Source organism: Paenibacillus monticola (genome assembly GCF_009664975.1).
Lineage (GTDB): Bacteria > Bacillota > Bacilli > Paenibacillales > Paenibacillaceae > Paenibacillus_AQ > Paenibacillus_AQ monticola.
On sequence record NZ_WJXB01000004.1, the window covers coordinates 395,600 to 408,190 of the forward strand.

Annotated in this window: 10 protein-coding genes; all 10 read left to right on the top strand. The window is 49.6% G+C overall.

The genetic code is table 11. The annotated features are described in order from the left end of the window. The first annotated feature begins 104 nt into the window (after positions 1-104). A complete protein-coding gene (locus tag GJB61_RS14420; protein ID WP_154119190.1) occupies positions 105-917 on the top strand; it encodes a uroporphyrinogen-III synthase in 813 nt (270 codons plus the stop codon). Positions 918-1,067: 150 nt separating this feature from the next. After that, the gene (locus GJB61_RS14425; RefSeq protein WP_154119191.1) at positions 1,068-1,700 is read left to right on the top strand and encodes a ThuA domain-containing protein; all 633 of its coding nucleotides are present in this window, start codon (positions 1,068-1,070) and stop codon (positions 1,698-1,700) included. 110 nt (positions 1,701-1,810) lie between these two features. Next, positions 1,811-2,158, top strand: a complete 348-nt coding sequence (locus GJB61_RS14430; protein ID WP_154119192.1) for a phasin family protein — start codon at positions 1,811-1,813, stop codon at positions 2,156-2,158. Next, positions 2,159-3,829 carry an ABC1 kinase family protein gene (locus GJB61_RS14435; protein ID WP_154119193.1) on the top strand — a complete coding sequence of 557 codons (1,671 nt, stop codon included), beginning with the start codon at positions 2,159-2,161 and terminating at the stop codon, positions 3,827-3,829. A gap of 435 nt (positions 3,830-4,264) precedes the next feature. Further along, positions 4,265-6,193, top strand: coding sequence for a DEAD/DEAH box helicase (locus tag GJB61_RS14440; RefSeq protein WP_154119194.1), 1,929 nt, complete (start codon positions 4,265-4,267; stop codon positions 6,191-6,193). A 189-nt stretch (positions 6,194-6,382) separates the two neighbouring features. Continuing rightward, positions 6,383-7,312 (top strand): M15 family metallopeptidase, encoded by a 930-nt coding sequence (locus GJB61_RS14445; protein WP_154119195.1) that lies wholly within the window; start codon positions 6,383-6,385, stop codon positions 7,310-7,312. A gap of 152 nt (positions 7,313-7,464) precedes the next feature. Beyond that, entirely contained in the window at positions 7,465-8,493 is a 1,029-nt protein-coding gene (locus GJB61_RS14450) for an LLM class flavin-dependent oxidoreductase (RefSeq protein WP_154119196.1), read from the top strand. A gap of 116 nt (positions 8,494-8,609) precedes the next feature. Then, complete coding sequence (locus tag GJB61_RS14455) at positions 8,610-9,086, top strand: glutathione peroxidase (protein ID WP_154119197.1); 477 nt, start codon at positions 8,610-8,612, stop codon at positions 9,084-9,086. Between the two features lie 167 nt (positions 9,087-9,253). Beyond that, a complete protein-coding gene (locus GJB61_RS14460; protein ID WP_154119198.1) occupies positions 9,254-10,888 on the top strand; it encodes a formate--tetrahydrofolate ligase in 1,635 nt (544 codons plus the stop codon). A 307-nt stretch (positions 10,889-11,195) separates the two neighbouring features. Next, positions 11,196-12,560 carry an FAD-dependent oxidoreductase gene (locus GJB61_RS14465; protein WP_154119199.1) on the top strand — a complete coding sequence of 455 codons (1,365 nt, stop codon included), beginning with the start codon at positions 11,196-11,198 and terminating at the stop codon, positions 12,558-12,560. The last annotated feature ends 31 nt before the right edge of the window (positions 12,561-12,591 follow it).

A 12,591-nucleotide genomic window follows, 5' to 3' on the forward strand; every position in this document is an offset into this window, starting at 1 on the left:
CGTTTCTTCTTATGTAAATGTATTACTCTGCTTTCCTTTTTCGCCCCTTTGCAAGTATACTGATAAACAACAATAAGGGGTTCCGGAAAAGGAGAGTCGATTACATGGCAGAACAATTAAAAGGTCTGATTATCGCCCTTGCGGGTCCGCGTAAATCGGAGGAAATGGCCAAGCTAGTGCAGAACATGGGTGGAACGGCAGTATACCGTCCTGCACAGGGTACTGTATTTCTGGATGATGAGGCGCTGCGTGAAGGCTTAACCTCTTGGATAAATAACCCGCCACAATGGACCATTCTGACAACAGGGATGGGCTTGGATGCCTTGTTCGAAATGGCCGATCGAATGGAGATCGCAGAACATTTTTTGGAGGTTCTTTCGGGGTCCCTAATTGCAGCACGCGGCTACAAAACAGTCAATGCGCTCAAGAGACGTGGACTGGCTCCAGAGGTTCGTGACGACGATGGGAGTACAATCGGATTAATCCGCGGACTTCAACCCTTTGATATGCAAGGCAAAGAGGTAGTGCTGCAACTGCATGGGGATCCGGCTCCACGTATGGTCTCTTGGCTGAGTGAGGTTGGCGCGAATACCCGCCAGATTTTGCCTTACCGCCATACACCGCCGGAGCCAGGAGAACTGGAAAGATTGCTTGCGGAAGTTATAGAAGGCCGTGTGGATGCTGTTGCTTTTACAAGCGCACCGCAGTTTCGGTTTCTGGTAGAGTTCGCCCGAGAGCAAGGGAAGCTTGCAGAGCTGCTGAATGCCTTTGAAGAAAAGGTATTAGCCGTTTCGGTAGGCAGAATTACTTCGGAGGCGCTGAAAGAAGAAGGCATTCAGCGGATTGTTATGCCTGAGCATGAACGGATGGGCAGCATGTTCGTGGAGCTAGGTCGGTATGTGGCTGCGAACCGCTAAGGAGAACCTATTTGCGGTATGCAGGCGGACAGTATCTAGAAAAGAGTTCCTGCCCAGTGATGGTATGAAAATGGACATCTGCAGCAGTTTTCCTTAGAATAAAAGCAATGTGTAACTACTAATGATTACGAAATAAGGAGGAGGACACCTATGGACAAGCGAAAATGTCTGTTACTGGGTGACTATACCCATCCCCGGTTTCATCCACTGCAGGGAGTGGACCAACAAGTCAGCGAGATTCTAAATGATTTGCTGATTGTACAGTGTTCGGAGAATAAAAAATTGCTGCGTAGTGAGCATTTGGCTGGCTATGATTTATGTATTGCTTATAATGAGCTATGGAATGAAACGGTCTCGCCTCGGCAGACAGCCGGACTACTTAGCTATGTGAGTGGAGGTGGAGGTTTGATCGTGCTTCACACCGGGATCTCACTGGCCAAGCGTTATGAGCTGGCCCAGCTGATCGGCGGTCGATTCACTGGCCATCCAGCATACACTAGCTTGAACTTTAAGGTATTGGAGCATGACATTACGGAAGGCATTGAGGATTTCCAACTAGACGAAGAGCCGTATCGTTTTGAATTTGATCCTTTTACGGAGAAGACCATACTGCTTGAGTACGAGGAAGACGGAGAAAGACTGCCAGCAGCCTGGTGCCATAGCTATGGACTTGGCAGGGTAGTTGTCCTTATGCCGGGCCATCATGAGCCATCCTTTCGCCATCCGGCGGTACGGAAATTGATTTTGCAGGCCGCCACATGGGCTGCACGTATTCCAAGATAAAAATAAATTAGGCTATGAAACGTGTAACTTTGGAAAAGCAGGGTTAGTGGGGTATACTTTAACCATAACTTCTGTTTGTAACGAAACGGAATCTTTGGGAGGAAAGTGCCATGAGTGATTTGTTTAAAAAAGCGATCTCTTTAGGAGTGGGCCTCACCATTGTCAGCAAGGAAAAAGTCGAGAAGGTTGTCGAAGAACTGGTAAAACGCGGAGAGCTTGCTCCCTCTGAATCGAAAGCGCTAGTTGACCGTCTGGTTGAACGCGGTGACGAGGAACGCGGAGTCTTTAAATCTACAGTGCAGGAGCAGGTTCAGCGTGTGTTAAAGGAATTGAAGGTACCCGTACAAAGCGATATAGCCGAGTTGGAAGTACGAATTGCAGGTTTGGAGCGTCGTGTGGCCGAGCTGGAGGGCACTGCTCCCCTAGTGGGAACATTGCCGGAAACGCGTACAGAATAAATGGCGGTCCGCATCAGACATGCTGGACGTTACCAAGCAATTGCCATGGCGCTTATGCGTCATGGCTTCGGTTATATGGTCGAGGAGCTGGGGCTCTATCATCTTTTATCCCTTCCGCGCCGGCTCGTGACGCAGGAAGTTCACTTAAGTCTTACACTCGGGGAGCGGATTCGCCTTGTACTGGAGGAGTTGGGCCCAACCTTTATTAAACTGGGTCAACTCGCCAGTACAAGATCTGATCTGCTGCCTGATTCCATAATTCAAGAACTGGTGAAGCTGCAGGATAATGTGCCGCCGTTCTCTGCGGAGAGTGCTCGTGCAATCGTCGAGCAGGAATTGGATCAGCATCTGGAGGAGATCTTCGCTTCCTTTGATAATAAACCGCTTGCCGCAGCCTCGATTGGTCAGGTCCATCGCGCAGTACTGCATAATGGACAAGCTGTCGCCATCAAAATTCAGCGTCCCGGTGTTCTGCGGACGATGAGCCGTGATTTAGAGATTCTGCGTGACCTAGGCGCTCTTGCCGAGAGAAGAATGGACTGGGCGAAGCAGTATGGACTATCACGGATGACAGAAGAGTTCACGAAGTCGCTGCTTGCTGAGCTTGATTACAGTCAAGAAGGTCGTAATGCGGAGAAAATAGCTTTGCAGCTAACCGATCAAGACGGGATCTATATTCCGTCGATCCATTGGGACTACACCTCCACACGGGTCCTGACGATGGATTTCGTGGAGGGCATTACCTTAAACCGCCGTGATGAACTGATCAGCAAAGGCTTTAAGCTTAAGGATGTTGCCCAGAAACTCGTGGAGATGATGCTGAAGCAAATCTTTATTCACGGCTTCTTTCATGCCGATCCTCATCCCGGTAATGTAATGCTGATGGGTAATGGCAAGCTGGCACTGATTGATTTCGGCATGGTGGGACGGCTGAGCGAGGAGATGAAGGATCATTTATCTGCGCTCATTATCGCACTTATGCGTAAAAATACAGATTCTATGGTGCGGGCGATTCTACGTCTTGGAGTTATTAGTGAGGACGCTGATCGAGCTGCGCTACATGATGATATGGACCGGATGCGGGAAGAATATTATGATGTCCCTTTCCATAAAGTTAGCATCGGCAAGGCGCTAAATGATCTATTCGGAATTGCACGCAAGCATCGGCTCGTCATCCCGCCGGATTTGGCTATGCTAGGCAAAACAATGCTGACCCTAGAAGGCGTTGTCGGGAATATGGACCCTTCCTTCAGTATTGTGCAGATGGCCGAGCCCTTTGGCCGCCAGTTGGTGAAGCAGCGCTTCAGCAGCAATAGGTTGCAGCGCAAGCTTTGGGGTGGCGTTGCGGATCTAGTGGAAAGTCTGGTAGAGCTTCCGGCTCAGGCACGGCAGCTGTCCTCATTGATCAGCAAGGGAAAGCTTAAGGTAGAGGTTGGCGTGCCGGAGCTGCAGAGTCTTATGCGCAAGATCGACCGGGTGGGCAACCGTTTGTCCTTCAGCATTGTGCTGCTGGCGTTCAGCATTATTATGGTGGGCCTGATTATAGGCTCCTCGCTGCGCGGCGAACCTTCGCTAATCTGGGACTTCCCTTCGGTAGAGATCGGTGGTGTAGTGGCGCTGCTGCTGTTCCTGTGGTTGTTATTCTCGATTTTTAAATCGGGAAGGTTCTAGGAGCTAAAGGGATTTAATAATAATTCTTCGGCAGTTACACACAAATGACATTGGATCAAGTACAATGTAAAGGATGACTTTCACTTCTATACGTATAAAATGTTGCAGAATCTAAAATTCTCTATAAAAGCCCCATTTGATTGGATTGTAAGTCTGAATGTCCGGTGGATCACTGCCCCAGAAACCGAACTTTGACCGCACCTTTCAATGGGTCAAGGATAAAATGGGACGGAAGGACTCCTGTGGGGTTCTTCCGCTTTTGTTTGAATATACGCCGTACTTGCTTATATTAATCCGGGAAATGGATACTTATAAGTTATGCCTTGCATAGCTGCATCGGAAGCATACGCTTTATAAGGAACGCCAGGCTCTAAGGCATGGAGCAGGTCTTTTGAGGAAGATGGAAAGTTTGGGGAAAGTAGTAATCAAATTAAAATGAGGAAAAGCGAGGTGGACAATTTGCCGGGTTTTAAAGAATTAGGAGTTTCAGAATTATTGAGCACATTGCTTCAGGGTCAAGGTATTGTTAAGCCTACACCAGTACAGGAAGAAGCGATTCCGCCATTGGTACAAGGCTTGGATGTTATTGCCAGAGCAAAGACGGGAACAGGCAAAACGTTGGCTTTCCTGTTGCCAATTATGGACAAGATCTATATCGAGCGGGCCTATCCGCAAGCGCTGATCTTGGCTCCGACACGCGAGCTGGCGCTGCAGATTACGGAAGAGGCACGCAAGCTGGCACGGCACACTGAGGTAAAGATATTGGCTGTTTATGGTGGACAGGATGTAGAGAAACAGCTGCGCAAGCTTGAAGGTGGCAGACATCTTATTATCGGGACACCGGGCAGAATTCTGGATCATATGCGCCGGGGAACGCTTGATTTGGATAATGTCAAAATGCTCGTTCTAGATGAAGCCGACCAAATGCTGCATATGGGCTTCCTGGAGGATGTAGAGACGATTATTACGGCCGTTCCTTACCGCCGTCAAACAATGCTGTTCTCCGCTACGATGCCTGATCCGGTTAAGCGCCTTGCTGCTAATTATATGAAAGAGCCACTGGATATCGTTATTAAGAGCGGCTCACCGATTCCACTGGATAATATACAACAGCAGGTTATAGAATGTTCAGACCGCAACAAAGAGGAAGCCCTTAAAGGATTAATCGAACGGGATCGTCCGTATTTGGCGATTGTGTTCTGCCGGACGAAACGTCGGGTATCCAAGCTGAATGAGGCCTTGCGTGAAGCTGGTTATGATTGTGACGAGTTGCACGGTGATTTGTCGCAGGGCAAACGCGAAGCAGTGATGAAGAGATTCCGCGAAGCGAAGCTGCAGATTCTTGTAGCAACCGATGTTGCGGCTCGTGGCCTAGATGTTGAGGGAATTACCCATATTTTCAACTACGACTTGCCGCTTGATGCGGATAGCTATATTCACCGGATCGGTCGGACAGGCCGTGCCGGTGGCAAAGGATTGGCCATCACTTTCGTCTCCCCACGGGAGCAAGGCGGTCTGGATTTGATCGAGCATGGCATCTCGCAGCGGCTGGATCGCCGCCGTTACGAGAAGGATGAATTCGGAGTCGGCGAATTCAGCAATGTTCAAGTCGGCGGTGGCCGTCATGGCGGAAGTCGCCAAGGCGCGGCTCCCGAGTCGGCGCGGGCCGGACGTGGACCGAAGACCGCGAGCCGTGGTCAAGGACGCAGCGGCGGAGCTCCGCGTGCAGACGGCAGTGCGCGTCAGGGTGGACGCGGCCGTGGCAAGGATGCAGGCGGCTGGGCAGCGCCTGCGGAGCAAGGACAACGCAGCCGTCCAGAAGCGGCAGCAGGCGGCAAGCGCAGCGCTTATAGCGCAGCGAGCGCACCACGCGGCGGTCAGGCCAGCGGTGGCGCAGGCGCAGCCAAATCGGGTGGACAAGCCAGCGGTAAAACAGCTGGTGTACCAAGAGTAGGCGGCGGCTACGGTGCCTTTGCCTCTAGAGGCGACAGCCCGGCAGCAGCTAGTGCCGGCGGCCAGCGCGGTGCGAACAGACCTGGAGCTTCTGCAAAAGGTGCACCAAGCAGCGGCTATAGCGAGAATGTAACCAGAGGTGCAGACGGCGGTGCTTATGCTGGAGGCACACCACGTGGTGGATTGGGCAGCGGTTACGGTACGGGTCCATCCAAAGGTAAAGGCAAAGGCGGCAGCTACAGTTCCGGTGGTCCTTCAAAGGGTGGCAGCAAAGGCGGGTATGGCGCTAAGGGCGGTTCGGGCGCAGGTAAAAGTACTCGCAATAGCACGGGTGGCGGCGGAGCTTCACGCAGTACTCGCAGTACGGGTTCCGGTGGCTTCAAGAGCGGCGGACGTGGCACATCCAGATAAAGGTGCTAGACATAGATAGATCAAATTGTTACCATAGGGCAGTTAGCAGAATGCTAATGACCTATGGTAACCTTTGTTTTGAGATCATATTTATCTGCTATTATCTGATTAATGCTGAAACATTTTGGGCCTTAAGCCTGTCTAATAGTTAAATAGATTATCCCGCTCATAGGAGGAATACGTTTACCCATGTCCAAAAAAGCTAGAGTTCTTATCTTATTCATTGTTGTGATCGCTATCGGTTGGGGTATAGGGAAGTATGCGACTCCTTCTGCCTCGCAGGAAGAAGGAACTAATATAAGTCAACAGGACGATCTTCAGGGTCAGCCTGCGGCAACTCCGGACCCTTCGACTGTTGTGGGTGAAGCATCGACTGCGCCGGACCCTACTGTGACTACTAGTGGTGCTCCAGACGAAACGGCTACGCCTCCTGAAGTATCTGCAGTACCAGCAATGACAGTAAAGGCAACCGCAACAGCTAAGCCTACGAATAAGCCAACCAATCACTCCGGAAATGATGCAGAGCAGACGGCTGCTGAGCCGGATAGTATAACGGTGATGGTAAACAAGCAGTACAAGCTGCCTAATCACTATAAACCGACTGATCTGGTATATCCGAATGTACCCTTTACCTTCACCGAGAAGATTGAGAAGCGCATGATGCGAAGTGCTGCTGCCAAGGCGTTGGAGAAAATGTTCGCAGGTGCAAAGTCTGACGGCATTTATTTGGCCGGTGTTTCGGCCTATCGTTCCGAAGCGACGCAGACAACGTTATTCAATCGTTATGTAGCGAAGGATGGAGAAGCGAAGGCTCGCACCTACAGCGCAGTGCCTGGCCATAGCGAGCATCAGACAGGACTATCTATCGATGTCTCGGGTAGTACTGGTAAATGTGCTGCAGAAAGCTGCTTTGGCGGAACAAAGGAAGCAAAATGGCTAGCCAAGCATGCGTCGGAATATGGATTCATCATTCGTTATCCACTAGGTAAAGAGGCTATAACGGGATATATGTATGAACCATGGCATGTTCGTTATGTTGGCAAGGATATTGCAACTTCGATCGCTAAGAGTAACAGTACGCTGGAAGAATATTTTGATGCAGTACCAGTATCTAAATAACAATACAGTACAGTCGAATAAGACAAGCAGTCCTGAGAAATTGACAGGGCTGCTTCTTTTTGTCCACTCCTCGTCTAGGGATGAGAGGCCCGTGATATAATAAGGGGGATGTAAATCCGGAATCCATCTTTCGTAATTGGAGAGCTGTCCTAATGATAAAATTAAGTGTGCTTGACCAGTCTCCGGTATCGGAGGGAACTTCACCAGCCGAGGCTTTAGCTCAAACAGCGATATTGGCGCGGGAAGCCGAACGGCTTGGATATCACCGCTTTTGGGTATCTGAGCATCATTCTGCTGCGGGTCTGGCGGGTTCAAGTCCAGAAGTATTGATGGCTCACCTAGCTGCGGTGACCACAACGATTCGCATCGGTTCAGGCGGTGTTTTGCTTCCGCATTACAGTGCCTATAAGGTAGCCGAGAATTTCCGCGTGCTGGAGGCACTATACCCGAGACGGATTGATCTGGGTGTCGGACGGGCACCGGGTGGAGCGGCTTTGGTGACTAGAGCTCTTCAGGAGCAGCATCAGCTCCGCAGCTCAGACCACTACGAGCAGCAGGTCGAGGACTTGATCACCTATTTATACAACAAGGTTGATCCGGCTCACCGTTTTGCGGGGCTTACCGCTACTCCTGCGATTGCTACGGCACCGGAAATTTGGCTGCTCGGCTCCAGTAAAGACAGTGCTGCCCTTTCTGCTAAGCTTGGAACCGGCTTTGCTTTCGCCCAATTTATTAATGGTGCTGGCGGTAGTGAGGCAGTAAAGGCCTACCAGCATAGATTCCAGCCTTCTCCTGTCACGCAGAATCCTCGTTCATTGGTTGCTGTATTCGCAGTATGTGCCGAGACCTCAGAGCAGGCGGACCAACTGGCGTCCAGCATGGATCTTTCCCTTGTTTTGTTGGAGAAAGGACATGTCTCAACCGGTACTCCCTCTGTAGAGAAAGCGCAGAGCTATCCCTATACGCCTTATGATATGTTCCGCATTCAAGATAATCGGAAGCGAATGGTTATCGGTTCGCCTGAGGATGTGAGGGCGCAGCTTGAAGCACTGGCAGAGCAATATCAATGTGAAGAGGTTATGATCGCGAGCATCATGTACAGCTTTGCCGACAAGCTGAAATCACTTCAACTTATTGCTGAGGTCTGTGGCCTTCAACAACGAAGTACAACTTCTTTATAGCTGTGGATGAATATGGCGATAATTTGCATTCCAGTGGGGATAAGGTAAGATGGAAATGAATTGCAGCGATGCTGCTATCAAGGCTTACCACTTACAAAAGAGAGAAGGGAACAAGGATGTCGATCTACAGTTTCGCCGGAGTTACACCTTCGGGCAAAGAAGTATCTTTTACAGAATATGAAGGCAAGGTGCTGCTGATTGCCAATACAGCCAGCAAATGCGGGCTGACGCCGCAATACGGTGATCTCCAAAAGTTGTACGAGCAATATGGAGAGCAGGGACTTGTGGTCTTAGGATTTCCTTGTAACCAATTTGCCGGCCAAGAGCCGGGGACGAGCGAAGAAGCAGAAGAGTTCTGTAAGATCAATTATGGAGTTACCTTTCCGGTATTTGCCAAGGTTGATGTTAATGGACCAGACGCCAGTCCTCTTTTTGAATATTTGAAGAGTCAGCAGCCGGGTTCCGGTGAGAGCAGTGATATTGGCTGGAATTTCACGAAATTTCTCGTTGATCGCACGGGCAATGTAGTGGCCCGCTTTGAACCGAAGCAAGCACCAGAAACAATGAAGGAAAATATTGAGTCACTATTATAGAGTATTAACGTCCCATAAATAGGTAAATAATCCTTTCAGGTTCGCTATAAACGCGGCTTGGGAGGCTTTTTTCTGAAAATAATACTTGACGCTTTTCAAAGACCTTGTATCCTTTGAATAGAGCTATATGAATCAGGATAATAACGGCAGGAGGGTTCTTTTCAAGCATGAGGTTAATTACAGAGATCGCATCAGAAACAGGGATTGACGAGCAACATCTGGAACTGTACGGCAAATATAAAAGCAAGCTGTCACCATCCCTATGGGAGGATTTGAAGCATAAGCCCGATGGCAAGCTGGTATTGGTCACTGCGGTGAATCCAACTCCAGCTGGGGAAGGCAAGACGTTAACGACGATTGGATTGGCTCAGGCCTTGAATGCTGCGGGCGTAAAGACCGTTGCAGCTCTGCGCGAGCCGTCGCTTGGCCCGTGCCTTGGCATGAAGGGCGGCGCTACTGGTGGCGGCAAATCGCAGATCGTGCCTGCGGATGAGATTAACCTGCACTTTACCGGTGATATTCATGCGGTTACGTCCGCGCATAATCTCTTGTCGGCCATGATCGACAATCATATATTCCAAGGCAATGAGCTGGGTCTTGATCCGCAGCGTATCGTGTGGAAACGCGTGATGGATATGAATGACCGCAGTCTGCGCAGCATTGTGACCGGTCTTGGAGATGGCAACGGAACGGTACGAGAGAGTGGATTCCAGATTACGACCGCATCCGAGATTATGGCCGTACTCTGCCTCTGCGATAACCTTGCTGATTTGAAGAAGCGCTTGAGCCGGATGCTGATCGGATATGATCAGTTGGGACGGCCGGTGGCTGCCAAAGAGCTAGGGGCTGTTGAAGCTATGACTGCGCTGCTCAAAGAAGCGGTTAAGCCCAATCTGGTGCAGACCTTGGAGGGAACTCCGGTCATCGTGCACGGTGGACCGTTTGCTAATATTGCCCATGGCTGTAGCAGTGTTATTGGTACCCGTTATGCATTGAAGCTGGGAGATGTTGTGGTAACGGAGGCAGGCTTCGGTGCCGATCTGGGCGCAGAGAAATTTATGGATATTAAATGCCGCCAAGCTGGACTTGTACCTTCCGCAGCGGTGCTTGTCGTAACGGTGAAATCACTGAAGTATAACGGTGGCGTTCGCAAGGATGAGCTGCAAACCGAGAATCGGGAAGCACTGCTCACCGGATTGTCCAATATGGAGCGCCATATTGAGAATCTTGGTAAATTTGGCGTACCAGTTCTGGTGGCCATTAATCATTTTGCAGGTGACAGCGAGCAAGAGATCAATGATGTGCGGGAAGCTTGCCGCCGTCTAAATGTACCAGCTGCTGTATCCAAGGTATGGGCCGAAGGCGGAGCTGGCGGATTGGAGCTGGCTGCGGAATTGAAGAAGCTGCTGGATCATAGCGACACTGACAGTTTTGCTCCTTTATATGAGGATAGCCTGGATATTCCGTCCAAGATCAACAAGATAGTCCGTGAAATCTATCGCGGTGCGGACGTGGCCTTCTCTCCTGCGGCGAAACGCAGCTTAGCGATCATTGAACGGCTTGGACTGCATGATCTTCAGGTGTGCATGGCGAAGACACCCTACTCCTTCTCTGATCAGCCTCGGCTGCTCGGTGCGCCTGTAGGCTTCACGATGGGTGTTCGTGATATTACTTTATCACTGGGAGCAGGGTTTGCTGTTGTGATTACAGGTAATATTGTAACCATGCCCGGTCTTCCAGCTAAACCAGCCGCAGAGTCATTGCGGATCGACGAGGATGGAGAGCTGCACGGGCTCGTGTAAACCATTTTAATCTGTTTTGTTCTGTCTATTCCTTTCCCTGTGCTAACCGTGATGTTCTAACGGTGAGCTCGGGTTTTTTTTGCTTTTTTCCGATAAACATAATGTCGAGCTGATGTGGAAAAGCTAAGAAAGTCGCATGTTGCAGAACTGGCATCATCCACTTTAAGTTGTGAACAATCTGGGAATATAGTGAAAAAGACTTGCAATGTGATATTAATCACAATATAATCAGCGTATGAAGTGAAATAAATCACATACAAATTTAAAATCACAGTATACAGTAGTCAAATTGGAGGAGGAAGAAATCATGAAAGTAGCAGTCATTGGATGTACCCATGCCGGAACCGCCGCAATTGTAAATACCGCCCAGTTATACCCTGATGCCGAGATCACCGTATATGAGCGTAATGATAATATTTCCTTTCTATCGTGTGGAATTGCCCTGTACGTTGGTGGAGTGGTCAAAGACCCGCAGGGATTGTTCTATTCTTCGCCGGAACAGCTTGCAGAGCTGGGCGTGAAGACGAATATGCGCCATGAAGTGATCGCGATCGATACGGTGCGCAAAACCTTACGTGCCCGTAACTTGGCAACTGGCCTGGAATTCGACGATATGTATGACAAGCTAATCATGACAACCGGTTCGTGGCCGATTGTTCCGAAGCTGGAAGGTATAGAACTGGATGGCATTCTGCTTTCCAAGAATTATAACCACTCCAACACCATTATTGAAAAAGCGCAGCAGGTGGACAGAATTACCGTTGTGGGTGCCGGATATATCGGTGTGGAACTGGTAGAAGCTTTTCAGATGAATGGTAAACAGGTGACGCTGATTGATGGAGAAGAGCGCATCCTGAGTAAATATCTGGACGAAGAATTCACTACACCTATACAACAATCGCTGCAGGATCATGGAATTAAATTGGCTTTGGGCGAGAAGGTCAGCTCTTTTGCCGGTGTTGGTGGTAAAGTAACGAAGGTGATTACAAGCAAAGGGGAGCATGAGACGGATCTGGTTATTCTCTGCATCGGTTTCCGCCCGAATACAGATCTGCTGAAGGGTCAAGTGGACATGTTGCCTAATGGGGCCATTATCGTCAATGACTATATGCGGACCAGTATCCCGGATGTTTATGCAGCTGGTGACAGCTGCGCGATTCATTACAATCCTACAGGCAAACATGCTTATATCCCGTTAGCTACTAACGCTGTCCGGATGGGAACCTTGGTCGCACGCAATCTGGTTGCAGAAACGATTCCTTATATGGGAACCCAAGGCACTTCAGGCATAAAGATTTATGAAGACAATATTGCAGGCACCGGACTTACTGAAGACGCGGCTAAGGCTGAGGGAATGGATGTAGAAACCGTATTAATAAACGATAATTACCGTCCGGAATTCATGCCGACGTTCGAACAGGTTCAGCTAAAGGTTGTATTTGATCGGGCAACCCGCCGTATACTCGGGGCGCAGATTATGTCCAAAATGGATCTGACGCAATCGATCAACACTGTATCGGTATGTATTCAGAACAATATGACAATAGATCAGCTGGCCTTCATTGATTTCTTCTTCCAGCCACACTACAACAAACCTTGGAATTTCTTGAACACCGCTGGCCTCCAAGCGTTGCCGAAAACAATCGTACACAAAGAAACAGTAACTGTATAAACTATTTGGAAATGACGCTATAATGATATAG